We start from the raw sequence: 23,036 nt of genomic DNA on the forward strand, positions 1-23,036 counted from the left end.
GCCGGTGACGAGTAGACTTGTTTTTATCCTACCCCAAAATAAGGCCACCTATGCCCATACAACCATACTATGGATTTTATTATACCATATTTTAGCCCACAAGGGCAAGATTCCATAAAAACCGTCCCTTTTGACAACTATTCTCGGCCTCCGCTTTGCCAATTCTACAATCCGCCTTGTTTTTGCAGGGACTCTGTGATAAAATAACTCCGGCCTTGCCGCCACTGTATGAACTATTTTAAGGAGATGCTTTATGAAAAATTATTGTTCTTCGGTGATTGTTGACTGACCGGGAGGTTTGCGTCACACAATCGAACACAAGCCTCCCAAAAGTTAGATTTTACTTTTAGGAGGATTCTTCCCATGAAGCGGGAAAATAAGAAAAAATCGTTTGAAAAGGGTTATTATAAAACACACCCCTGTGACCACACCTTCGTATGCAAGGTGTGCGGAAGAACCGTAACGCCCATGGGGGCTGGCAGCAATCATCGGAACCATTGTCCAAACTGCTTATGCAGCCAGCATCTGGACGACCTGCCCGGCGATCGATCGGCCGATTGCGGCGGCGTAATGGAGCCCATCGCAGTATGGGTCCGAAAAAACGGCGAATGGGCCATCATCCATCGTTGCCGTATCTGCGGCGAGCTGAGTTCAAATCGAATTGCGGCGGATGATAATCCGATAAAATTGATGTCACTGGCTATGAGGCCGGTCTCTCTTCCCCCGTTCCCCTTGGAAAAGATAGAGGAAATGACAAGGCTAATGGGTGGAGACGGTTCCTTAAAAGTATAAGCAGAGGGGCAGTCAATGGCAATACATTGGCTGCCCCTCTTTTTATTTTAGTAAAATCCCCACTCTCCGTGGAATCTTCCGGTGGAGAATGGGGATTTTTGTTGCCGCAGGATACTACTATCAAGAGGGCGGCGCACCCGATGGCAGTAAAGAATCGTCGCAGTCTTTTTTGTATTTGCGCCGTGTGGCCATACCCCCGCGGATGTGACGTTGGGCTTTGTTGGTATCCAGCACGGTTTTGACCTCCTGATAAAGCTGCCGGTCTACATACTTTAACCGCTCCGATACATCTTTGTGTACCGTTGTAACGATCCCGAACGGTTTGATCTTATTTCCTTGACTTAAGAATAGGAAAAAGCGGCGGATAACTTGTCCCGCCGCTTTTTCTTACGATAAAGGTCTAAAATAGACATCCACCTGTCCTTCCTTGTCCACAGAGATGCTCTCGATGAGACTTTTGACCATGGTATTGTTGAGCAGTCCCGGAATCAGCATGGCCTTGGGAGATGGGGCATCTGTGTGATTTTGGGAGAAATTCAAATCTCCCATTCGCTCCAGATGTTCCTGTGCTTCCCCAAGCTGCCTCAGGATACGTCCTGTACGCTCCTGAAGTTCCGTCAATGTGATGATGCCGTTTTCGTAAAGATCCAGGCATTTTTCCCGCGTCCTTTTGAGACGTTTGCAAGTCTCCTCCAGCATCTTGTGATTCGCCCCTTGCCGCTCTTGTCCTAGAAGCCGCTGTATCTCACGGCCAAAGGCTTTGTCCACTTCCTTTTGGGTATCCACTGTCTGTCTCAAATAATCCAGCAGGACCTGTTCCAACTGGGCTTCGTCCAATGACGTGCTGTTGGGACAGCTGTCCGCCCCTTTTGCATTGCGTCCGCCGCAGATCCATCGGACGGTGGTATTCCGGTAGGTCCGCACAAACCGCCGGAAGGTATGCCCACAGTGGCTGCATCGGATGAGGGTGCTGAATAAATGCCGGTTACTGGGCTTTCTTCCCCCTTTTACAGCCTTCCCCCTCTCCGATAAGACGGCTTGCGCCGCCTCGAATAACGAGTCCTCCACAATGCGCAGTTCAGGGGAGTCGGTTATCATCCAGTCCGACGGATCTTTATCTTGCCTCTGGCTGGTGAGAAAATCCACCACCTCCTGCCTGCCGTTGACGACCTTCCCCACATAGATCGGGTTGCGCAAAATACGCGCTACGGCGTTCTGACTGAAATCATAGCCCCGTTTTGTGCATTCCCCTCTCCCGTTGAGCACAGACGCAATTTTTGCCGCTCCCATCCCCTCCTCCACGTACAGATGAAAAATCTGCCGCACCACCTGTGCTTCTCTCTGGTTGATGCGAAGATGAAAATAATCCCCGTTTATTTTATCGTACCCAAACACCAGGTTGGGCACCTTGCCCTTTTGGGCGTTGCACTTTTTTCCGAACTTCACGCGTTTGGACGTGTTGGCGCTCTCCTCCTGGGCTAAGGCTCCAAATACCGTCAGGACAAATTCCGAATTGCCCAGCACCGTCTGATTGGAGGTGAGAAACAGCATCTCGATGCCCAACGCCTTGAGACGTCTTGTACTGGTGAGAAGATCCACCGTATTGCGGGCAAAGCGGCTGATGTCTTTGACCACCACCATGTCAAATTCCCTCTTCTCAGCCTGTTCCATCAGGTCGAGAAAGGCTCGTCGGTTGCGTACCTTGGTGCCGCTGATGCCCTCGTCGGCATAGACGCGCAGCAGTTGATGTCCATTTTTCCGGGCGAATTCTTCAAAAAACTTCTTTTGCGCTTCCAGACTGTTGAGCTGATCCTCCTTGTCGGTGGATACCCGGCAATAGGCGGCAATTCTCACGGACCTTCCCCCTTTGTTTTCCCTCTTCTCCGCTCTACCGCCGTCCGGGCCAGCATCTTCAAAAGGAACTGGACGGTCTTTTCCGGGGAATTGGGATTGTGGAACGTGATGTGCATGGTTTTCTTTTCCATCGAATACCACTCCTCAATCCCATATATATCGGATGCTTGTCCCCTTTATGACTCACCCGTAATTGACAATATCCATGTGGCTGCCGTACAATGAAGGTTAAAAGTATGAAGTCCCCTACTCCTGCCCAAACTGATAGGGGAAACCATTGCCATTCAATCTTTGATCATGGAGGAAAACGTCATGAGACGTATCGCCATATTCCAGCGTGACTTGGGCGTAGGCGGCATCCAGCGCGCCCTGCTCAATTTGCTTCATCACATCGATTTTACAAGATACAGAATCGATCTCTATCTCTGCGATAAGGAAAACTTCTTTGAATGTTCTTTCCCCAAAGAAATCCAGGTGCATTACCGGCCTCGTCTGCCTTACTGGTGCCGGTTTGTACCCTTCTTCCTGCTGCGTCACTTTTTCCCGCGTCCCAGAATCACGGAGCATTACGATGTGGCCATCGATTTCGGCGGGGATCACAACGAAACTGCCCTGGACTGCTGTATTTGTCCCGCTGATAAACGCATTCTTTTTTTCCACACCGATGTGGGAACAAAGTATAGATTAAATCCTAAATACCGCATCCTCTTTGGATTTTTCAAAGGAAAATTTCACTGCTTTGATGAGTTTGTAGCGGTATCGGAGGGTATTGTCTCTCCCTTCCGTCAAGTAACCGGCATCAAGGATAAACCCATCCACGTCATTCCCAATTACATCGATGTCCCTGCAGTCCTGGAGAAAAGCCGGGAAACAGTGGATTTCCAGGTGGATGCTAACCGCTGTAATTTTGTCGCCGTGGGAAGGATGTGCCATCCAAAAGGGTTTGACCTCTTGCTTGAGGATTTCGCCAAGGCCGTAAAGCGGCGCGATGATCTTCATCTCTATTTTATCGGGGATGGGCCCGACCGGGGACAACTGGAACTGCTGGTTTCAACACTGCATTTGGAATCCCACGTCACCATGTTGGGCGGCCGGCCCAATCCATTCCCTTACATGGCTCTGATGGACGCTTTGGTGCTCACCTCCCGCTTTGAAGGACAAGCCATCGTAGTACAGGAGGCCCGTGTGCTGGGACTCCCGGTCATCGCTCCCAAGCGTTTGGAAAAGGTCAACCCCTTGGTCCATGGGGTGGATGACATCGCAGATGCCCTGGTTTCTTTTCAGAAAACTTCCAAATCCCCTGATTTATTGGAACAATACAATGCATCCGTTTTGCAGAAACTCGATGAGCTGCTTTGTTCCTGACAGATTCATCAGAAAAGGCACGTGTCTGAGTACTTACAGACACGTGCCTTTTTCATGTATCGATTCCTTATTGTTCCCGTAGAAACCTACCGTTCGGGATCGTTACAACCGTATGTACGGTGCTCTTAGAGATGTCAAACTGTTTGGCAGCGGCCCGGACGGTTGCCTTATGCTCGATGATATAAGTTCCAAGCTCAATCGCCCGTTCTTCCATAATTCCCTTCACATAAAAGCCCTCCCCGAAGTTCCAATTGTCTCATGTATATGCAGGGTGCGGTTTGGGTTATGCTGACCGTCAAAAACCCTCCGGAAAAGAAAAACGGGAGGAACGCAAATCGTTCCTCCCGCATATCGTCTAAGCCTTGAAGATTACTCTTCTTTGCGGAGCTCCTTGTGGATGTACTCCGATTCGCTGACCACCTTGACGGGTTTGCTAAAATCCAAGGTGAACAGGCCGATAAAGGATTTGGCATCTACCATCACGGAATCGTCCTGGGAGTGGATAAACACATCCTCCGGCACTTTGCACGAAAGCTTCTGCAGCTCCTGGATCTCTTCAATAGACTCGAATTTTTTGATGGTTACCATATACAATCTCTCCTTTGCAAATATTATCCATAGATGAATGGTGGGGATAACAGGGAGTGGTTCTTTTTGCTAATCTCTGTTTCTGTTTTTATTATACACGGCCTATTCCCACCTGTCAAATAGGTTTTTTCCATTTTAGTAAATTTCGGCAGAATGAACGACTATAGTAATTTCTGCACAATTTACATTATATATTTTTGTACCTTTGCCACAAGCTTTTAACCCTTTTCCTTGGCTTTCCCCTTTTGTACCGCCTTGTTTTGACCAAAAGCTTTCTGGTAATTTTCGATGGAACGGGCGATTACTTTCACCGCTTCCTCTCTTCCGCACACCTCTTTGACTGTAGTAACCTTGTGTTCCAAGGTCTTGTATACCTCAAAAAAGTGCATCATTTCGTCCAAGATATGCCGTGGGATGCCCTGGATATCCCGATAGCAATTATAAGTGGGATCCTGAAAGGGAATGGCAATGATTTTCTCATCGGCCTGTTCATCGTCGATCATCTTGATGACTCCGATGGGGTAACACTGCACCAGCGAAAGCGGGATCAGAGGTTCGGAACACAGTACCAGCACATCCAACGGATCTTTATCGTCGGCGTATGTGCGGGGAATGAATCCGTAGTTGGCCGGGTAAACGGTTGAAGTGTATAAAATGCGGTCCAGACGCAACAGTCCAGTGCTTTTGTCCAGTTCGTATTTGTTCTTCCCGCCCTTCTGGATCTCGATGACACACATAAAATCATTTTCATTCACGCGGTCCGGTTCGATATCATGCCAGATGTTCATGATGACCCTCCTGTTCTTTCACCTTCCGATGCCCTTTCCTGCTCACAGGATCTCTATGTTATACTGCTCAAGTGCTTCCAATATCTTGGGTTCCGGAGGCTTCTCCGTGATGACGCCGGCAAAACGGTTCAGCGGCAATACCTGGTAGTTGCCGTCCCGGCTGAATTTCTTGTCCTCCAGCAGCAGATATGCCTTTCGGCTGGCCTTCACAATGGCACGTTTGGTAAGCCCCTCCTCCGGTTCATAGGAATAGGTGCTGTTCTGACACGGATCCACACCCACCACGCCTAGAAATCCCAGATCAAATCTGTATTGGGAAATAGCGTCGATACAGATGCTGCCGATAAAGCCATCGCAAAATTGGTTGAAGGTACCCCCTGTCGCAATTAGCGTGACATTGGTTTGGGTGGCGAATATCTGTATGATCTCGATCATGTTGGTTACCACCGTCACCCGCTTCCCGCTTTGCAGCAAAAGCTTTGCCAGGATGGCATTGATGGTGGAGATATCCAAAAAGACGGTATCTCCAGGCTGGATCAGGGAAAGCGCTTTTTCCGCAATGATGCGTTTTCCACCGTCGTCTTCAATTTTCCGCTTTACCAGCGCTGGATCCAGGTTGATCTCCCGGGGCAGTACAGCCCCTCCATAGATGCGCTTGACCAGCTGCATCCTTTCCAGGTATGCCAGATCCTTACGGATGCAGTCCTCGCTGACATCAAACATCACGCTGAGCTGCTTGACCTTAACCGTCCCATCGGCATGCAACAAGTCCACAATTTTTCGGTGCCGCTCCTCTGCAAACATCCCAAAATCACCTCATGTACCATGATAAAGCATGCCTGTCCATTCGTCAATGGACATTATCCGTCTCCCGCAAAATGCGGAAAAAGACGGGCCTGTTTTTTGTATTTCCCTCTGGCCCGGACAGTCCCGAAAGACCGCACCGGGCCCAGGCGCATCCCCGCAGCCTATTGGGCCGCAGGGAGCTTGCAAAAAACAACGCCCGCCTTTTTATGCTTCCTCTTATTGGAGTAAGGTCGTTGGGTCGATCAGCTGATCATCTTTGGTGACTTTGAGATGCAGGTGGGATGCTTCCGCAATCTCGCAGGGAATCTCTCCCACAGCGCCCAGCTGTTGGCTGGTTGTGACGGCGTCGCCCTTCTTTACAGCCACATTCTTAGCTAAACCGCAATATGTGGCTATCACGCCGTTGCCGTGGTCGATTTCCACTACAGTGCCCCACATGGGGTCTTCCCGTACATCGGTGACCGTGCCATTGGTCATGGCCTTGACCGCTGTACCCTTTTCCACTTCAAAGTCCACTCCGTCGTGAACGCGCCAGTCCTTGAGGGTTTGGGAATACACCAGTTCATCGCCGCTGAATTCCTTCATGACGTTTTTACCGGCTGGATACATCACCGCAGCCTCTTCGTCGTCCTGATTGGCAGCCGGGGCTTCTGACGGTTCTTCCTGCTCGGCAGGAGCCTGCACCGCTGCAGCGCTGGATTCCGGTTCTGATTCCTCCGGTTCCAGATCCCCTGGGTCACTGACCACAATGGGTATGTCGCTGGCGGGGTTGTCCACCGCTTGGGAGGTCCCCCAGTCTACTACCACTTGCGAGCTATAGTCGTCCACTTGGCCCTCCATTAGGGAGGAATCCCCTCCGCCAAAAGCCGACCATGCCGCGCCGCCGACTGCTACCATGCACACCGCCAACGCGATATAAAACCCCTTGCCTGACCAGAACTTTCCGAATTTGCTTTTCTCAAAACGCAGATTGCTCATCGAATCATGCACCTCCAGCCTTATTTTTGCCTAGGCTGGCGGAAAATATGCCCGCTTTACGCTTCTTTCAAAAATCCTGCAAAGCGATTGCTCCGCTCATCCTAGACCGTCTTCGGAAAATGTTGCTTGGTCATTAGTTTGGCAGGATTTTCTTTTCTTATGCAGCATGTCACATTTCTTTTTGCAGCGGTTTTATCGTCTTTTTCACAAAACCGCCCGGTATAAAATTCGATGAACTCGATGCAATTGAATCGGGCTTACTGTCAGCCGGCATGTCCCACTGTGTCAGCAGATCTAAGATACGGAGGCGTATGCCGCCTTCCATTTTCTGACGTTTAGTCATTTACCGCTTTGCACAGGGTCGGTCATCAGGTTCCGACAGTCTCAGTGACGTTTTCTATTTTAAAAGTTTCCCTCCTAGTGCTGTAGCGCTCTTTTGTTCTAACCTTCTTAGGATAAATAGAGCACTTCTACCTCACACATTACATCATCCAGGCAGGCAGGTGTTACACTGCATTTGGCCAATATCTTGACGATTTCTTTGGCCTTTTCCTGGGAACACGTTGGCAAACAAAACTTGGCCCGCTCCTGTGGGCCTACCATGCTGGTCTTGATGACCTCTACCTCATAGTCCCTTTGCTTCCTCGGCCGCAGATAATAATCTAAACGAAACATCAATCCCTCTGCTACGATACAGGTCTCCTCCGGTACCATTCTTTTCATCTCCTCGTGTTTGGCATAAGGCCAAAACTAGTCTGAGTGAACTTATTTCACTCCATGGATGTGCGTGCATGCGAAAAGGGCAACTGCCATCACGCACTCCCTTTTTTATCCCCTATGTTACTTTTAATAATATATTACAATTAGGATAAATGTAAGCTCTATTATTAACTTATTTCTAGCCCTATTATACCAACACAAAAAGGTCGATGAATGTGTTTGTTCTAAACCTCTAAATTTAAAACATCATTTGATAAAAAAGAGTTAATAAATGATAATCCATTTTTAGGAGTGACTAATTCCGTATGAGTTCCACCAGCGCTACCTCATGAGGTTCCAGGATCAGCTGTAAATTGGCTGTTCCATCATAGGTCACCGTCTTGATGGTGCAATCGGGCACCGACCGGGACTTTAAAATATCCACTTCGTCGTCCAGGCAATGTTCCGGCATCCCCATGCGGATCCAGGCATCCAAAGCCGAACCGGACGACCGGTTGATGCTGGTATGCTTAATGCGGTAATGGCCGCGGATACCCTTTAGCTCAAACTGGAAGGATAACGAGCTCTCTTGGGCAAAATCATTGAAACGGTCTTTATCATAAAGGCCGGGGACATTCGTCTTACTATACTCCTGGTTATAATGGCAGTAGTTGTAACACAAAATCTGATAATTCCCGTCCTGGCTGGAGGTAACGATATAACTATCTCCCTGTTCTACTACCATATCCCCCAGTTTGTCCAACAGGAGCAACGCGTTATAGGATCCTTTTGGAATGCCATTGCGGGTGAGGAGTCCGCAGCCCCCGTGAAAGATCCCTGGATAACGGCCGCTTCCCAGCCGGTCAATCACCGGACAGAAGCTGATGCTCTCCACCTCGTTGCACACCGCAAGCATATTCTTTACCAGGAACGCCGCCATAAAATTGGTATCGTGAATGGGATCGTCCACATAGCCATGAATGTTAAAATTAGTGATCCAAAGAGGTTTCCCTCCCCAGTGCAGACTCTCCAGCAGGCTGCGGATTTCCCGCACTTCCCGGATACAGGAGTCGGGTTCTCCAAAATGCAACTGCTTTTTCACGTCTAAGAAACTCAGATCCCCTACCGACATCGGAACTTGATCCGACTGGGATTGTACACCGTGCAAACAAAAGGATAAAAAGTCCGGCGAGATACTGTCTTTCTTTAAGTATTCGGAGAAGTTCTGCAGCCAGCCGTGATGCGCTGTCTGCCAGCGGAAGCCGCATCCTCCCACCTGGATCTCTGGATCTACCCGTTTGATGATCTGATAGGTTCTGATAAACAATTCGGCGAACCGTTCCCTTCGGTCGGGCCAGAAGGCCCGGCTGTCCGGATTGTGCCAGATACAGAACTTCCAGTTTCTCACCTCATGTCTGCCGTACCGGTTGACTATATGGTTCATGATCTTATGCACCATGTCGCACCAGGCCGACAGATCGTTGGGCGGGTAGACATAGGCAGGCAAATGGACATCTTCGGCTATCTGAGAAGGTACAAACCCCAATTCAATCATGGGTTTTAGATGCATGCTGCGTAAAAAATCCAGATAGTGGTTGAGCCTGCCGAACTGGTACGACATAGCGCCGTCATTTTCCCGTTCCGACTCGATCATCACGCCGTTAAAGTCATTGCAGATCATGTACTCAAACGAAAGATCTCTCTGGACACGCACCACTTGTTCCCGCCAGCCAAAATCCATGGAATCGGAGATACGTCCCAAACAGCAAACCCTTCCCCAACTCTTGTTGAGACATCGGATTCGGCTGCCTAAGTCCACGGAAATATGGAGATCCGGAGGTCCAACATTGTCCAGATCGCTCTCCTGATGGTTCATGGAAATGTAGGAGAACAGGTTGCCGAATTGATCGGCTTGTTCGGCCTCCTGATGGGCACTGCTCTCAACCTCCTCCTGATACTTTTTAAAGTACTGGTGGGGGGTGGTATGGAAAATCTTGCGGAACATCTTATAATACGACGTAATATTGGCAAATCCATAGCTTTGGGCGATTTCATGGACAGACTGGTTGCCGGCAATGATATCCGGCAGACTTTTTTTGACGCGCACAGTGTTAATATATTCCGACAGCGGCATCCCCATCCGATTACTAAATCGCCTGGACAAATACTGCGGACTAAGACACGCTTTCGACGCCAATTTCCCTAAGGACCAGCTTTGTCCATAGTTCGTATCGATGTATTCCAACACGGTCTCCAGCTGACGGTCCCCTTCCAATCCACTGGGCATATCCGAACGTGGATATGAAAAATGAGTGGCCAACAGTACAATCATCCGGTCGCACAGCGAATGAATGCGCACGGCAAATCCTTTCTTCCGTTCGCTCGCCTCCCGGACAATATTGGCAAACAGCTGATAAACACTGCTGACTTCCTCCCGCTTGGCCGTGGAATCCTGGATGTTAAAATAAAGACCGCGCAGTTCTGGCCACAGCGTCTCATAGTCTTCCAGCTCAATACAAAAATCAATCCATCGTCCCGACGTCTTTTTGTCATCCCCTTCATGCAGCTGCATGGAGTTGAGGATCCCCAACTGGTTGGGAAGTATCGTATAACTCCGGTCCTCCAGGGAAAAGCTCAGGCTCCCCTCCACGACGTAGAGCAGGTGCAGTCCCCGATGGTAGTGCCATCCAGTCCGCACCTTGGTTCCCCAAGACAAAGTGATGGGTAAACCCGGATAGTATCCCAATATCACTGTCCCATTTTCATCACTAGCCATCGTAAGCACCTCTCAATCATCGTTGTTGTTTTGGATCCCTTTTTACAAACCTCAGTTAAAAAATCTTGCGGAGCGGGAGAAGACGTCTTTTCTCAAACAATGCTCTCCATGTCTGTCTCCCTTCTCCACCCATTTTCTGTTTGGACAGATGCTTTTTTCCCTCTGTCAACCTTTTCTTGATTTGTCCCCGTTTTTACGCGGGCCATTTCACAGTTATAAAAAATAGCCTGACAGCATTCGTGCAGTCAGGCCATTCTCAGATAAAAACCAGACGAGAACCTTTATCGATACTCAGAACAATCCGGTGATTCGGCCTGACGCATCTACATCAATCGCTTGGGCTGCCGGTGCTTTGGGGAGGCCCGGCATCGTCATGATACTGCCTGTCAAAGCCACCACAAAACCGGCTCCAGCCGATACTTTTACCCCACGTACTGTGATGGTAAAATCTTTCGGCCAGCCCAGCTTGTCCTTATCATCCGAGAAGGAGTACTGGGTTTTGGCCATGCACACCGGCAGGTCTCCAAAACCAAGATGCTCCAACTTATCCAATTCTCTGTCCGCTGCAGGTTCAAAGCGGACATCCGACGCTCCATATACCTTCTGCGCCACTGTGCGGATCTTATCCCGAAGAGGCATCTCGTCAGGATAGATAGGAGCAAAATGATTTTCCATCCGCTCTATAACGTCCATAACTTTCTGCGCTAGCTGAATGCCTCCAGCGCCTCCCTTTTCCCATACCTCCGAAAGGGCCACTGGTACGCCCAATTCACCGCAGCGATGTTCCACCAGGTCTAACTCAGCCTGAGTGTCGGTTGGGAACCGGTTGACGGCTACCACTGCCGGCAGTCCAAACACTTTCGTGATATTTTCAATATGATGGAGCAAATTGGGCAGGCCTTTCTCCAGCGCCTCCAGGTTTTCTTCCCCAAGACGCGCTTTTTCTACACCGCCATGGTGTTTTAACGCTCGGACTGTCGCTACAATCACCACTGCATCCGGCTTAAGTCCGGCCATACGGCATTTGATATCAAAAAACTTTTCCGCTCCCAGATCGGCGCCGAATCCCGCCTCAGTCACCACATAATCGGCCAGCTTTAACGCCAGACGCGTCGCCATGACACTGTTGCATCCATGGGCGATGTTGGCAAACGGACCGCCGTGAACAAATGCAGGCGTATGTTCCAGGGTCTGCACCAAATTGGGTTTGATAGCGTCTTTTAAAAGGGCCGTCATAGCACCGTGGGCTTTGAGATCCCCTGCTGTGACCGGCTGGTCGTCATAGGTATACCCCACAACGATCCTGGCAAGGCGCGCTTTCAGATCCTCCAGATCCTGTGCCAGGCATAGTACCGCCATAATCTCCGACGCCACTGTGATGTCGTACCCATCCTCTCGGGGGGTGCCGTTGACGCGGCCGCCTAGGCCATCCACCACAAAACGGAGTTGACGGTCATTCATATCTACGCACCGCTTCCAAGTGATGCGCCTGGGATCGATCCCCAGCTCATTTCCGTGATAGATATGATTGTCTATCATCGCGGCTAAAAGATTATTGGCCGCACTGATGGCGTGCATATCGCCAGTAAAATGAAGGTTGATATCCTCCATAGGCACTACCTGGGCATATCCGCCGCCGGCCGCGCCTCCCTTGATGCCGAACACAGGACCCAAAGACGGTTCACGCAGGCACAGCATCACTTTTTTCTCCAATTTTCCAAACGCATCCGCCAGCCCTACACTGGTCGTCGTTTTCCCCTCTCCCGCTGGCGTGGGCGAAATGGCGGTCACCAGGATCAGCTTACCGTTTGGACGGTCCTGTAAGCTGTCGAGCAGATTGTTATCCACTTTGGCTTTGGTACGGCCGTAGGGTTCCAAGCTGTCCGCTGGGATGCCCGCTTTTTCAGCAATGGATGCAATAGGCTGCATCTGGGCCTCCTGCGCAATTTGAATATCCGATTTGATTTTCATCAAGCTCCCATCCTCCTCGCGGTCATACAAAATAAATTAGTGCTATTATACCTCTTTTTCCTATTTTCCACAAGCCTTTTCGCCTGTTTTGTCTAGAACCTTGTATTTTATTCCTATAAATATCCTCTGTTTACTCCAATTGCCTATCAGATGTTGTCTTCCTTTTTATGATTTGTAAGGGAATCCCCATAAAATCATCTGAATTCCGAAAGAAAATCGTAAAAAACTTTATACCGTTTCGGCATAAACTGATAACAGCCAAAAGAAAGGACGATTGTTATGGAGTTTATCGCCAACCGAGGAAAAGATATCGCCATCCAAGTGGACGGCGTTACCTATCTCCGTCATGCCATCCGCACCCATTTTGCGGGCATCGGCGAAGATTATCTGAAGCTTATAGAACGTTATGCTTTACCCCTCTATCAGCAGGGGGATATTTTATGCATCAGTGAGAAAATTATCTCCCTGTGCCAACGGCGGGTGGTGTTCCGAGATGAATTAAAAGTAGGGTGTCTTGCTCGATTCCTCTCCCGCTTTGCCTCTCACAGTTCGGCCGGCATCGGAGTGGACAGCCCCTATAAAATGCAGTTTGCCGTTGAGCACTGCGGTAGGATCAAAGTCCTGTGGGCCGCATTGTTGGCCGGCATTGGCAAATTGCTGGGCAAAAAGGGGCTTTTTTATCAAATTGTGGGACAAGAAGTATCCGGTCTGGATGGATTTTACGACAAGGAATTCCCTATCTACGGCAACTTTGGGATCCGTATCCCAGCCCATCCTCATCAAGTCTGTGACGAGATCCAGCAAAAGACGGGGATCCCCTGCATGATCGTGGATGCAAACGATTTGGGTGTGGAGATCCTGGGACATTCCAGCACCCTCCCCTTCACCGACGGCCAGCTTTGTTCTCTCATTCGGGACAATCCCGCCGGCCAGTCCACCCAAATGACCCCTCTCATCCTCATCCGTAAGCTGCCGTCTGTCGCTTGATCAGCGTACGATTCTTAAAAAATAACCGTCGGTTCCCATGAGAAGGAAACCGACGGTTTCTTGCTTTTAAAGATTTATCCTGCTATGTCTCAGAACTTACTGCAAAGGGAAACCACCGGCTATCAAAAGCAACCTGTTTAGCTATCCCCTTTGTTGAGCGCTACCTCTTGGAATTCCTCGACCATATCCTGAGAGGGGCCCTTGCCCACAAGGCTGAATACCACAATAAGGAGGGAGGAAATCAGGAATCCCGGGATGATGGAATAAAGTCCGGTACCCACTCCCAAGTTTACCAAGCCGTCAGCGCCTGGCATCATGGGAATATAATCCCATACAATGACCGTCAAGCCGCCGCCGATCATACCGGCCAGGGCGCCGCTGCGCGTGGTCTTTTTCCAGAAAAGCGAAAACAAAACCAGCGGGCCAAAGGTAGAGCCAAAGCCCGACCATGCGTTGGATACCAAATCCATGATGCTGGATTTAGGATCCCGGGCGATGAAGTAGGCGACCACTGCCACTGCCAATACAGCAATTCGGCTGACCCAAAGCAATTTCTTATCCGACGCTTTTTTGTCGATAGCCACTTTGTAAATATCGCTGGACAAGGAAGATGCCGTCACCAGCAACTGGGAATCAGCCGTCGACATAATAGCTGCCAGTATGCCGCACAGGAACAGTCCTCCGATAATCGCCACCGGCACAAAGGCCCCCGGCTCAATAAACAGCTTCTGAATGGTGCGGATAAAGATGGATTCCTGATCCGCCACCCCATTTGCAGGATCATACAGTCCCGTGACAAACGCACGGCCAATAATGCCTACAAATACCGCACAAGTCAAGGAGATAATGACCCAGACAATAGCGATGATACGGGATTTCTTAACCGAACGCTGGTCCTTGATGGCCATAAAACGAACCAGGATATGAGGCATGCCAAAGTAGCCAAGCGCCCAGGCTAATTGGGAGATAATGCTGATGAAAGAGGTATTTTGTCCGTTTGTCTCCTTAAGGGGATCCAGGAAGGTGGGACTGACGCCGTTGAGGGCTTCTCCCACTTCGCTTACGCCCCCCACTGCCATACAGGCCAGGATCGGCACTGCCAGAATAGCCACCAGCATCAGAAGCCCCTGGACAAAGTCCGTCCAGCATACGGCCAGGAATCCGCCCAGGAAGGTGTAAGCCAGGATGATCAATACACCGATAAGCAACGCCACCTGATAGTCGATTCCGAACACAGTGGAAAACAGTTTGCCTCCCGACACAAAGGCCGAGGCGGAATAAACAGTGAAAAAGATGATGATAAACACAGCCGACGCCATACGCAAAACCCGGCTCTTATCCCGGAACCGGTTTTCAAAATACTCCGGCAAAGTCAGGGAATCCCCGGCCTTGATGGTGTACCGGCGAAGCCGGGATGCCACAATGGACCAGTTGAGCACAGTACCAATGCCCAATCCTACGGCAATCCAGATCTGGCCGGTGCCAAAGGCGTATACCGCTCCCGGCAGACCCATCAGCAGCCAGCCCGACATATCCGACGCCTGGGCCGACATCGCTGCTACCCAGGAGTTCAGGCCCCTGCCGCCCAGCAGGTAATCGGACAGGCTGTTTGACTTTTTGTAGCATAAAACACCGATGCCCAGCATCAGAGCCATATACACTACAAATGCAACGATAATGCCTGTGTTTCCTGTCATAATTGTTCTCCTCGCTTCCAATCTTCTTCCTTTTCTTGCGGCGATTCCTCCCGCTGCCATACAAAAGCAGAAAGGACGCCATTTCCCCCTCCCCTGGGGAAATACAGAATAAATTACGCACATCCAATGTGCGACACTTTGTTTATTATACAGGAATCCCTTTCCAAAAGCAAGAAAAAACGCCTATCATCTTATCCCTTTCTGCTGTATTTTCGTATTCTTTGTCAAAAATCTGGGTGGATTGTCGTTTCTCCAAGTCAAAGGATCCCCTTTAAAAGGATCAAAGTCTTTTGATATCCCAGTCTTTTTTCGCCGTAAAAATTTCTGATTTTTTTGCTTGTGATGCATTTTTGCATTACCTCTTGCAATCCGACTGCATTTAAGATAAAATAAGGTTTAGTATGCGGATGTGGCGGAATTGGCAGACGCCCTGGATTTAGGATCCAGTGACTTCGGTCGTAGGGGTTCGAGTCCCCTCATCCGCACCAGGCAGAGCCTGGAGCCATGCCGCACTCCAGGCTTCTCTTTTTTCCCTAAGGATCCTTCTCGATACCTTCTGGGCAGAGTTCGGAATCATGTTGTACTCCAAGCTCTCCTTTTTTCTTAGTGTCCTTCAAATGGTTGCTACAAAAGCCGTTTTATAAAGTGGACGGGTGACGTCCCGGCAGGCCGCCAACTGCAAGGTGCGCATCCCAAGCAGGGGTGCGCTTTTTTCATGTTATCTTTGGATCCGTCTGATCCATTCCAAAAGGAGGTCTCTATGAAACGTCTTACCCGTTTGCTTGTATTTGCTGTGGTTTTATCTCTGCTGTGCGCCTCCCTCAGCGCTTGTTACGGTAAGGACGGCAAAGTGACCGCTGGATTTAATCCCAATAATCTTCTGCGGCCGCCCCGTTTGACCGGCGATCAAGCCGGCGTCCAAAAGGCGCTGAGTGACAATATCTCTAAAAAATATACGTTGAAATATCCCCGCAGCGGCGATTACCGTTCGGCTGTGGTGTATCAGGATCTCAATGGGGACGGTTTGGATGAAGTCCTGGCGTTTTATAAATTGGCCGATGAGTCGCTGATCCATATTATGATGCTGCAATGCGAGATAGACGAAAATGGGCAAGAGTCATGGAGCTGTGTCAGCGATACCCCGGCCCCCAGTTCGGAGATGGAATTCATTTCATTTGAGGACCTGGATGATGACGGCCGTCCGGAGGTCATCACTGGCTGGAGATCGGCTAGTCCTGTGGAAAATCAGATTGTAGTGCACTCCATGCAGGGCAATTCCTTAAGCCAGCGGTTTAGCGAGAAATACACCGAGGCTCAAGTGGTGGATCTGGATGACGACGGGATTTTGGAACTGCTGCTCATTTCCCTGGATTCCACCACCCTGACCGCTTCGGCCAATCTTTATAAGTTGCAGAAGGGCAGCGACGGCAAAAGCAGCTTCGACTTGATGGGTACCACCCCTATGGACGGTTATGTATCCTCCGGCTCCAGCAATAGCCCTTATGCATCGGTTGCGGTGGGTGAACTGCGCCCCGGGATTACGGCCGTCTTTGTGGACGGGTACAAGAGTTCCACCACTTCCAGCGCCAGCTTTACTTCTTCCATCACGGAAGTGCTCTACTGGCGTCAGGAGGATTCCCAGCTTGTAAACCTCTTCTTTAACACGCAGACGCAGACGGTAGAAGAAACCTATCGCCCTGTGCAGATGGTGTCGTCCGACATCAATGGAGACGGCTGGATCGAGATTCCCTCTGTCCGGGAACTGCCCGGGTATGAGAAAAAACCGGAAGCTGATAAATTATGGCTGACCAACTGGATGCATTATAACGGCTATCAGGATGGGAGCCAGGGGTTTGACAAAGAAGTGGCCCTCTCCTGTGTCATGAACAAGGCGGAAGGGTACTATTTCTCCTTCCCCGACGAATGGTTGGGCTATGTGACGGCCCAGAATCAGCCTGGGGACCGTACCCTCACCTTTTACCGGTGGGATTCGTCCTCTAACCCGGCCCAGATGGGGGAACCGCTGCTGCATATCCGGGTAGTGCAGTCGGCCCAATGGAACGCCAGTCCGCCGGAAGGGTATTTCCGGGTGATGTCCAAAGGCGATATCGTCCTGGCTGCGCAGATCACCGATGCCGGCCTAAACGACGAGGAATTGGGTCTTTCAGAAAATATGGTCATCAGTTCTTTGAGCTGGTTTAACAGTTGACGCCCTGACGGGGTATTTTAGCACAATGAAAGAGGGTCTGTTTGATGAAACGCATTTTAGTGGCGGAGGATGAAGCTGCCATTCGGGAATTTGTCGTGATCAACTTAAAACGCGCGGGCTATGAGGTGTGGGAAGCGGAAAACGGTCAGGAAGCTCTGGATCTCTTTGACCAGCAGAATGGGGATTTTGACATCGCCCTACTGGATGTCATGATGCCAATCCTGGATGGCTTTGCCGTGTGCCGCGAGCTGAGAAAACGCAGTCAAAACATCGGCATCATCATGTTGACCGCCCGCACCCAGGAAATGGATCGGGTCAGCGGCCTGATGCTGGGCGCCGACGACTATGTCACAAAACCCTTTTCCCCTTCGGAACTGGTGGCCCGGGTGGATGCTTTGCACCGCCGCGTTGCGGTCCAATCGCCGGCGGAGAAAAAACAGGTTAAGGAAGAGGTGGTGTCGGGCGACTTCACCCTCAACCTGGTCAACCGCACCCTCTCCAACAAGGGAAAACTCATCGATTTAACCCATGTGGAATTCCAGATCATGGAGTATTTTCTCAGCAATCCCGGTAAAGCTCTGGACCGCACTGATATCCTCAACCGGGTCTGGGGCGAGGGGTACTACGGCGAAGAAAAGATTGTGGACGTCAATGTCCGCCGCCTGCGCATGAAGGTAGAGGAAGAGCCTTCTCATCCCAAACATATTGTAACGGTTTGGGGGCTGGGGTATAAATGGCAGGCTTAACCCTCGTGGGAGCCGGCTTATTCAGCCTCTGGGATAGTAACCGGTTAGGAGGGACTGTGGCATGGCTGTAAAAGGCATCACCCAACGGTGGGTACTCAATGGATTAGGGCTTATTCTGGCCATCCTGGTGGTATTGGAGCTGGGTATGGCATTCATTGTCCGCTCCTACTATTACGGGGAGGTGTACGACTCCCTCAACCGTCTCATGTGGAGCACATTGGATTCCTTTACCAAATACGCGGAGAGCTCCGACGCTGAATTCCGCATCGGATGCCAGCAGGCATTGGAAAACTTCCAGCTCAAGGAAAACGTTGAGCTGATGGTCATCGGGAGCGACGGCGTGCCCCTTTTGTCGTCCACAGGCTTCCCGCCGGATACCTCCCAGCCTATGGATGACTATGAAACAGCCAAAAATTCCAACGGCAACCGCATCGGCAGTACGGAATTCAATCTGACCAGCGGTGAACATGTAATGGCTTACACCGCTTTGCTGAGCCGTTCGGAAAATACCCAGAACTTAAGGGCCATCCGTATGGTCGTCTCTCTGGAGCCTACCGATCAACAGGTCTTTATCATCGTAGCCATACTGCTGGCGGTGGGCATCGCCATTATCCTATTCGTCATTATGTCGGGCTCCTACTTCATCAGCTCCATCGTCACGCCGGTGCGAAACATCGGCCAGACAGCCCGCCGCATCGCTTTGGGGGATTTTGACGCAAGGCTTCAGAAAAAATATGACGACGAAATCGGCGATCTGTGCGACACCATCAACTATATGGCCAGCGAACTCAGCACCAACGAGCGTATGAAAAACGATTTTATCTCTTCTGTCTCCCACGAGCTGCGTACCCCGTTGACCGCCATCAAGGGATGGGGGGAGACGCTGATGGATCCCTCCCTCGTGGATCCGGAAACTTTCCAAAAGGGTATGAGCGTCATCGTCAGCGAATCGGAACGTCTTTCGGGGATTGTGGAAGAGCTTCTGGACTTCTCCCGCATCCAAAGCGGACGCATGACGCTGAAGATGGAACGCATCGATATTCTGGCTGAGTTGGGTGAAGCGGTTGTGATGTTCCGGGAACGTTCCCGCCGGGAGAACATCGAACTCCTGTACCACGAGCCGGAGATCCTTCCTCCCGTCGTGGGCGACCGCAACCGTCTCAAGCAGGTGTTTGTCAACATCCTGGACAACGCCTTTAAGTATTCCGATCCAGGCGGCCGGATACGCGTGGACGCCTGTGAAATCAACTGTATGATCCAAGTGGTCATCAGCGACAGCGGCTGCGGTATCCCGGCAAAGGATCTCCCCCGCATCAAGGAGAAATTCTACAAGGCCAACCACACCCGCCGCGGTTCCGGTATCGGACTTGCCGTGGTGGATGAGATCGTCTCCCTGCACGGCGGTTCTTTGGATATCCGCTCTACCGAGGGCGTTGGTACGGACGTTATCATCCGCATCCCCGTGGCCAAGATGGAGTCGGACAATCCTCCTGAACAGATCCAACCTTAAGTAAACCAATACGAACAAATCCCCCTGCATCTCAAAAAAGCGATGCAGGGGGATTTGTTTTGATAATCGAGGGGGATTGATGGGGATTGTCGATTTTATATATGAAAACAGTATCTGCCCCAGGGAGCGCGGGCAGTGCTGTTGTTTCCCTTACGATTGACTGACTTGTGGAGATGTCTCATCCTTCCAAGTGACGATGACACCGCCCAGGTTATCCCCGGAAATGGCGTACTGCGAACTGGGAATGCGCAAGGTCATGGAAGGCTGGCTGCCCAGTTGGACATAACGGATATGATAGGTTTCCCCTTGTTCATCAGTCACTTTGATGTGCTTCTGCTGCCGCAGCAATTCCAGATACTCCTCCAGACACAGGTCCTTCTGTACCATGATGGCGGCGTGAGGTACGCCTACATATCGAAAATGCCAGGGCTCATTTGTGATGCCGGTAATATCGGATTTATCTTCGTCATACCGCACCACCCAGCCGTACTGCCAACTGTGTCCGGTAAGCCATCCGCATTGGGCGGTATCCCCGAACGCTTTGGACCACTGCCCAGGGACATACACATTGACATCCATGGCAAGGCCCAGTTGATGTTCACTGGTCCCGGGTTTGGCGACCTTGGAGAGAGCTTTATTCTCAGCCTGGTCCTCCGGCAGAGACTGGTATTTTTCCAGTTCATCCTCCAGGATCTCCTCTTGGTCGTCCTGGGTGCGGTAACAGGCCCTCAGCAAATAGTTTTCTTGTCCGGCTTCCTTGGCAGCGTCAAACATGAGATTGGCCTGCCTAGCCGCCTCTTCCTGCAGCATCATGTTGGTGCCGGCCAGCTGATAATTGCGGTCGGGGTATTGTTCATATAAGTTACACAGAGAAATATCCTCCAATTCCTCTGGAATGGCGTTCCATGGATTTACTAAAAGTAGATTTCCATTATAGATATCCTTTTGGTTTATTACAATGGTGGTATCCCCTTTGGAACTGGTATCTTTCTCCGTTATAATCTGATAAGCTGGCACGGCTTGTGCCGGCATCTCCTCCGGCTGTACAAAACACGCCCATGCACTAAAGGCGGCCACTCCTACAACAGCCACCACGGCCGCTGTCAATCCGGCTATCTTTTTTCGTATGTTCTTCATGGTGACTCCTCCTTCGCTTGAATGCCGCAGCTGGGATGTTTTCCTAGTCCCAGTATGCCCATAGAACCTGCTGACATTCAAAGACATCTCCAACTCCATGATCCTAGGATACCAGCAGAAGATGACAGGGGTATGACAACACACTTACAAAATTGTAAGCCGGCCTGGTAAATACAGGCCGGCTTGTCAAAATAATAGCCCGGAACCAATGCCGACTAGAGCTATTATCATCACAGGTATCTGCCGTCGGACAGGCAGGAGTACATAAAAGCCAATTTTTTATAAATCGTCGGCATCCTGGACGGGTTTTCCGCCGTTCACAGGGCGGCCGGTATAGCTTCCGTTGACGTCGGAATAAATGGGCTGTCGTTTGCGTTTGCCCATGGTATGCACCGTCACAAATTGGATCTTCTTGCTTTTGCGCTGGTTGGATTTTTGCATCTTTTATCACCCCGTTTTAGTCTTCCCCGGGATCAACGCCTTTGTGAATGCAAATTCTAACAGTGCTTCAGCTCTTTGTTTCCCAGCCATCTCTTCACCAGTATTTTTTGGAAAATATAGAAAAAGACGCATCCAAACAGCAATCCCACTAAATTGTTAAAAATACGCAAAAGGACGGCATCGTGTACCCCGTAGATGCTGGAAGCCATAAGCAGCGCCCCAAAACAATTGAATATCGTCTTGTATCGGTAGTTGGAGCAAAATCCCAGACAGAGTCCTGAGACCGGTCCAAATAGGAAGCTTAGAGAAGGCGGGGTCAAAGAATAGATCAGGCCGAACAAAAGAGATCCTACGATAGCTCCTACAGCTCGATCCCTCATCCTCTCGTGGAGGTTAACCGGATAGCTGGACAGCAGCGATGAGCAGGCAAATCCCACCCACATAAAACGGTTTAGTCCTAAATAGCTCCCTGCAAAGAAAAGAAGGCTGAGAGCCAATGCAATCTGCAACTGCCACTGGCCCTTTTGGCTGTGGATATCATACCGGCTGATGACATGCAGCAATGTGGTTTGCGGATTCTTATGGCGGTGTTTTAGAAAAAGAATCACTGCACATACCAAATACCCGAAAATGGTGAGATAGATACGCTGGACAAATACCTCCGGCGTCACCATGCTTCCAGATAAAAAGATATAGCCAAATAGATAAAGTCCGCCGTTTCCCATTTCTGGTTTCTCACAGGTCAGTAACACGACGGCGAATAGCGAAATAAAATTGATGATCAGTCCCAAAGGGGGCGCTACCAGCTGCATGGCAATCGGCGATATCAATAGGATAAGGAAACAGATCCCAAGGCTCACGAGAGAATGGGAGATTTTATATCCGAAGTCCACGAATCGGATGCTGAGCATCATACAGAAAATTACGACGGCCATGGCGCTGTTCTGGCTCCCGAATACCTCCGATGAAAATGAGATAAACACAATGGCAAACATCACCAGTAAGATATCCCGGACCACCAATGCCTTGATAAAATACCGTTTTTCTTTTTTATCTTGTGCCTCCCTGATGCTCTTTTTTAATCCGGAAGGATCCATCTGCAAAGCCTGATAAAATGTCATACATTATCTTCTCCTTGACCATCTCGATACCCTTGTAACAGCACGCCTGCCCTTTTTATTTGTTCCATCATCTGATCAAAATCATCCCCCATCTGTTCTTTCAGATAATAGTACGGCCGAAGCAGCATCTGATAATTTCGCCCCAATTCCATATGCCCTTTCGACGTCAGCACCAATTGATAACTCCGCTCATCTCTCAGGCTCTTTTCCTTGTCAATCAGCCCTTTTTCATACAGCGATTTTAAGCTGCGGCTAATCGACTCCTTTTTCATCCCGGTGACTTTGCTCAGGGATAAAGGCGTATGCTTTTGTTGATTGAGATAAATATGGGATACAATATCCATTTCATTGGCCGTCAGGGTCAGCGGTTTTTGTTGGGTGATGATCATCCTCGCAAAAGAATGAAGTTTTTGTACCTGCAGGCTCATCTCTTGCCAATCGGTTTTACTCATCTTTCCTTCCCCTTTTAACAAGTTAACAATGTTAATTATATACCTCCTTTTTCTCTTGTCAACCATGCACTCCGTCCTATTTCCTGCAAAACAAAAAGGCAGACGTGCTTTCTTCACG

Annotated in this window: 21 protein-coding genes, 1 tRNA gene and 1 pseudogene; 7 read left to right on the forward strand and 16 right to left on the reverse strand. The window is 50.0% G+C overall.

Features of this window, described 5'->3' with window-relative positions:
• Positions 1-363: 363 nt before the first annotated feature.
• Positions 364-792: an RNHCP domain-containing protein gene (locus tag C12CBH8_RS10960; RefSeq protein WP_090264855.1), complete on the forward strand. Its 429-nt coding sequence runs from the start codon at positions 364-366 to the stop codon at positions 790-792.
• A gap of 120 nt (positions 793-912) precedes the next feature.
• On the opposite strand, the gene C12CBH8_RS10965 is transcribed toward C12CBH8_RS10960, so the two are convergent.
• Genes C12CBH8_RS10965 through C12CBH8_RS11985 form a run of 3 tightly spaced genes read right to left on the reverse strand, consistent with a single transcriptional unit; the run spans position 913 to position 2,777 of the window.
• A complete protein-coding gene (locus C12CBH8_RS10965; protein ID WP_090264853.1) occupies positions 913-1,158 on the reverse strand; it encodes a sporulation transcriptional regulator SpoIIID in 246 nt (81 codons plus the stop codon).
• A gap of 21 nt (positions 1,159-1,179) precedes the next feature.
• Positions 1,180-2,646 (reverse strand): recombinase family protein, encoded by a 1,467-nt coding sequence (locus C12CBH8_RS10970; RefSeq protein WP_215533233.1) that lies wholly within the window; start codon positions 2,644-2,646, stop codon positions 1,180-1,182.
• Positions 2,643-2,777: a hypothetical protein gene (locus tag C12CBH8_RS11985; RefSeq protein WP_281389191.1), complete on the reverse strand. Its 135-nt coding sequence runs from the start codon at positions 2,775-2,777 to the stop codon at positions 2,643-2,645. Before C12CBH8_RS11985 ends, C12CBH8_RS10970 begins: the two co-directional genes overlap by 4 nt.
• Positions 2,778-2,958: 181 nt before the next feature.
• On the opposite strand from C12CBH8_RS11985, the gene C12CBH8_RS10975 reads away from it, so the two are divergent.
• On the forward strand, positions 2,959-4,011 hold the full coding sequence (locus tag C12CBH8_RS10975) for a glycosyltransferase (protein ID WP_171846273.1): 1,053 nt from the start codon (positions 2,959-2,961) through the stop codon (positions 4,009-4,011).
• Positions 4,012-4,078: 67 nt separating this feature from the next.
• On the opposite strand, the gene C12CBH8_RS10980 is transcribed toward C12CBH8_RS10975, so the two are convergent.
• From C12CBH8_RS10980 to C12CBH8_RS11015, 8 genes are all read right to left on the reverse strand, one after another.
• Positions 4,079-4,237: a sporulation transcriptional regulator SpoIIID gene (locus tag C12CBH8_RS10980; protein ID WP_215533234.1), complete on the reverse strand. Its 159-nt coding sequence runs from the start codon at positions 4,235-4,237 to the stop codon at positions 4,079-4,081.
• 143 nt (positions 4,238-4,380) lie between these two features.
• Positions 4,381-4,599: a hypothetical protein gene (locus tag C12CBH8_RS10985; protein ID WP_090264845.1), complete on the reverse strand. Its 219-nt coding sequence runs from the start codon at positions 4,597-4,599 to the stop codon at positions 4,381-4,383.
• A gap of 218 nt (positions 4,600-4,817) precedes the next feature.
• Positions 4,818-5,387 (reverse strand): inorganic diphosphatase, encoded by a 570-nt coding sequence (locus tag C12CBH8_RS10990; protein ID WP_090264843.1) that lies wholly within the window; start codon positions 5,385-5,387, stop codon positions 4,818-4,820.
• Between the two features lie 42 nt (positions 5,388-5,429).
• Positions 5,430-6,191, reverse strand: a complete 762-nt coding sequence (locus C12CBH8_RS10995) for a DeoR/GlpR family DNA-binding transcription regulator (protein ID WP_215533235.1) — start codon at positions 6,189-6,191, stop codon at positions 5,430-5,432.
• Between the two features lie 219 nt (positions 6,192-6,410).
• Positions 6,411-7,172, reverse strand: a complete 762-nt coding sequence (locus C12CBH8_RS11000; RefSeq protein ID WP_099322825.1) for a M23 family metallopeptidase — start codon at positions 7,170-7,172, stop codon at positions 6,411-6,413.
• 450 nt (positions 7,173-7,622) lie between these two features.
• On the reverse strand, positions 7,623-7,886 hold the full coding sequence (locus C12CBH8_RS11005) for a DUF6514 family protein (RefSeq protein ID WP_090264836.1): 264 nt from the start codon (positions 7,884-7,886) through the stop codon (positions 7,623-7,625).
• A 301-nt stretch (positions 7,887-8,187) separates the two neighbouring features.
• Positions 8,188-10,647 carry a GH39 family glycosyl hydrolase gene (locus C12CBH8_RS11010; RefSeq protein ID WP_215533236.1) on the reverse strand — a complete coding sequence of 820 codons (2,460 nt, stop codon included), beginning with the start codon at positions 10,645-10,647 and terminating at the stop codon, positions 8,188-8,190.
• Between the two features lie 291 nt (positions 10,648-10,938).
• A complete protein-coding gene (locus C12CBH8_RS11015; protein WP_171846272.1) occupies positions 10,939-12,618 on the reverse strand; it encodes a formate--tetrahydrofolate ligase in 1,680 nt (559 codons plus the stop codon).
• Positions 12,619-12,897: 279 nt separating this feature from the next.
• On the opposite strand from C12CBH8_RS11015, the gene C12CBH8_RS11020 reads away from it, so the two are divergent.
• The gene (locus C12CBH8_RS11020; RefSeq protein ID WP_215533237.1) at positions 12,898-13,605 is read left to right on the forward strand and encodes a F420-0--gamma-glutamyl ligase; all 708 of its coding nucleotides are present in this window, start codon (positions 12,898-12,900) and stop codon (positions 13,603-13,605) included.
• Positions 13,606-13,742: 137 nt separating this feature from the next.
• Here the strand turns inward: C12CBH8_RS11020 and putP are convergent, their stop codons facing one another.
• On the reverse strand, positions 13,743-15,302 hold the full coding sequence (gene putP, locus C12CBH8_RS11025; protein ID WP_215533238.1) for a sodium/proline symporter PutP: 1,560 nt from the start codon (positions 15,300-15,302) through the stop codon (positions 13,743-13,745).
• Between the two features lie 403 nt (positions 15,303-15,705).
• On the opposite strand from putP, the gene C12CBH8_RS11030 reads away from it, so the two are divergent.
• The 4 genes from C12CBH8_RS11030 (at position 15,706) to C12CBH8_RS11045 (ending at position 19,767) form a co-directional block, all read left to right on the forward strand.
• Positions 15,706-15,790: transfer RNA gene (locus C12CBH8_RS11030), tRNA-Leu, on the forward strand.
• Between the two features lie 272 nt (positions 15,791-16,062).
• Entirely contained in the window at positions 16,063-17,511 is a 1,449-nt protein-coding gene (locus tag C12CBH8_RS11035) for a hypothetical protein (RefSeq protein ID WP_215533239.1), read from the forward strand.
• Between the two features lie 44 nt (positions 17,512-17,555).
• Entirely contained in the window at positions 17,556-18,257 is a 702-nt protein-coding gene (locus tag C12CBH8_RS11040) for a response regulator transcription factor (protein WP_215533240.1), read from the forward strand.
• Between the two features lie 61 nt (positions 18,258-18,318).
• A complete protein-coding gene (locus tag C12CBH8_RS11045) occupies positions 18,319-19,767 on the forward strand; it encodes a sensor histidine kinase (protein WP_090264824.1) in 1,449 nt (482 codons plus the stop codon).
• A gap of 417 nt (positions 19,768-20,184) precedes the next feature.
• Here C12CBH8_RS11045 and C12CBH8_RS11050 read toward each other — a convergent pair.
• The 4 genes and pseudogenes from C12CBH8_RS11050 to C12CBH8_RS11065 form a co-directional block, all read right to left on the reverse strand.
• Positions 20,185-21,003: pseudogene (locus C12CBH8_RS11050) on the reverse strand (M15 family metallopeptidase); the annotation flags it as partial.
• A gap of 180 nt (positions 21,004-21,183) precedes the next feature.
• A complete protein-coding gene (locus tag C12CBH8_RS11055; RefSeq protein WP_159461216.1) occupies positions 21,184-21,345 on the reverse strand; it encodes a hypothetical protein in 162 nt (53 codons plus the stop codon).
• Positions 21,346-21,401: 56 nt separating this feature from the next.
• Positions 21,402-22,466: an FUSC family protein gene (locus tag C12CBH8_RS11060; RefSeq protein ID WP_215533242.1), complete on the reverse strand. Its 1,065-nt coding sequence runs from the start codon at positions 22,464-22,466 to the stop codon at positions 21,402-21,404.
• Positions 22,463-22,918 (reverse strand): MarR family winged helix-turn-helix transcriptional regulator, encoded by a 456-nt coding sequence (locus C12CBH8_RS11065; RefSeq protein WP_171846270.1) that lies wholly within the window; start codon positions 22,916-22,918, stop codon positions 22,463-22,465. Before C12CBH8_RS11065 ends, C12CBH8_RS11060 begins: the two co-directional genes overlap by 4 nt.
• Between the last annotated feature and the right edge of the window lie 118 nt (positions 22,919-23,036).

This window comes from Solibaculum mannosilyticum (assembly GCF_015140235.1).
In the GTDB taxonomy this organism is placed as follows: domain Bacteria; phylum Bacillota; class Clostridia; order Oscillospirales; family Acutalibacteraceae; genus Solibaculum; species Solibaculum mannosilyticum.

Excerpts from the sequence above, each read along its gene's own strand:
- C12CBH8_RS10960 (WP_090264855.1), top strand. The coding sequence starts at position 364 with ATGAAGCGGGAAAATAAGAAAAAATCGTTTGAAAAGGGTTATTATAAA.
- C12CBH8_RS11985 (WP_281389191.1), bottom strand. The coding sequence starts at position 2,777 with ATGGAAAAGAAAACCATGCACATCACGTTCCACAATCCCAATTCCCCG.
- C12CBH8_RS10975 (WP_171846273.1), top strand. The coding sequence starts at position 2,959 with ATGAGACGTATCGCCATATTCCAGCGTGACTTGGGCGTAGGCGGCATC.
- C12CBH8_RS10985 (WP_090264845.1), bottom strand. The coding sequence starts at position 4,599 with ATGGTAACCATCAAAAAATTCGAGTCTATTGAAGAGATCCAGGAGCTG.
- C12CBH8_RS10990 (WP_090264843.1), bottom strand. The coding sequence starts at position 5,387 with ATGAACATCTGGCATGATATCGAACCGGACCGCGTGAATGAAAATGAT.
- C12CBH8_RS10995 (WP_215533235.1), bottom strand. The coding sequence starts at position 6,191 with ATGTTTGCAGAGGAGCGGCACCGAAAAATTGTGGACTTGTTGCATGCC.
- C12CBH8_RS11000 (WP_099322825.1), bottom strand. The coding sequence starts at position 7,172 with ATGAGCAATCTGCGTTTTGAGAAAAGCAAATTCGGAAAGTTCTGGTCA.
- C12CBH8_RS11005 (WP_090264836.1), bottom strand. The coding sequence starts at position 7,886 with ATGGTACCGGAGGAGACCTGTATCGTAGCAGAGGGATTGATGTTTCGT.
- C12CBH8_RS11010 (WP_215533236.1), bottom strand. The coding sequence starts at position 10,647 with ATGGCTAGTGATGAAAATGGGACAGTGATATTGGGATACTATCCGGGT.
- C12CBH8_RS11015 (WP_171846272.1), bottom strand. The coding sequence starts at position 12,618 with ATGAAAATCAAATCGGATATTCAAATTGCGCAGGAGGCCCAGATGCAG.
- C12CBH8_RS11020 (WP_215533237.1), top strand. The coding sequence starts at position 12,898 with ATGGAGTTTATCGCCAACCGAGGAAAAGATATCGCCATCCAAGTGGAC.
- putP (WP_215533238.1), bottom strand. The coding sequence starts at position 15,302 with ATGACAGGAAACACAGGCATTATCGTTGCATTTGTAGTGTATATGGCT.
- C12CBH8_RS11035 (WP_215533239.1), top strand. The coding sequence starts at position 16,063 with ATGAAACGTCTTACCCGTTTGCTTGTATTTGCTGTGGTTTTATCTCTG.
- C12CBH8_RS11040 (WP_215533240.1), top strand. The coding sequence starts at position 17,556 with ATGAAACGCATTTTAGTGGCGGAGGATGAAGCTGCCATTCGGGAATTT.
- C12CBH8_RS11045 (WP_090264824.1), top strand. The coding sequence starts at position 18,319 with ATGGCTGTAAAAGGCATCACCCAACGGTGGGTACTCAATGGATTAGGG.
- C12CBH8_RS11055 (WP_159461216.1), bottom strand. The coding sequence starts at position 21,345 with ATGCAAAAATCCAACCAGCGCAAAAGCAAGAAGATCCAATTTGTGACG.
- C12CBH8_RS11060 (WP_215533242.1), bottom strand. The coding sequence starts at position 22,466 with ATGACATTTTATCAGGCTTTGCAGATGGATCCTTCCGGATTAAAAAAG.
- C12CBH8_RS11065 (WP_171846270.1), bottom strand. The coding sequence starts at position 22,918 with ATGAGTAAAACCGATTGGCAAGAGATGAGCCTGCAGGTACAAAAACTT.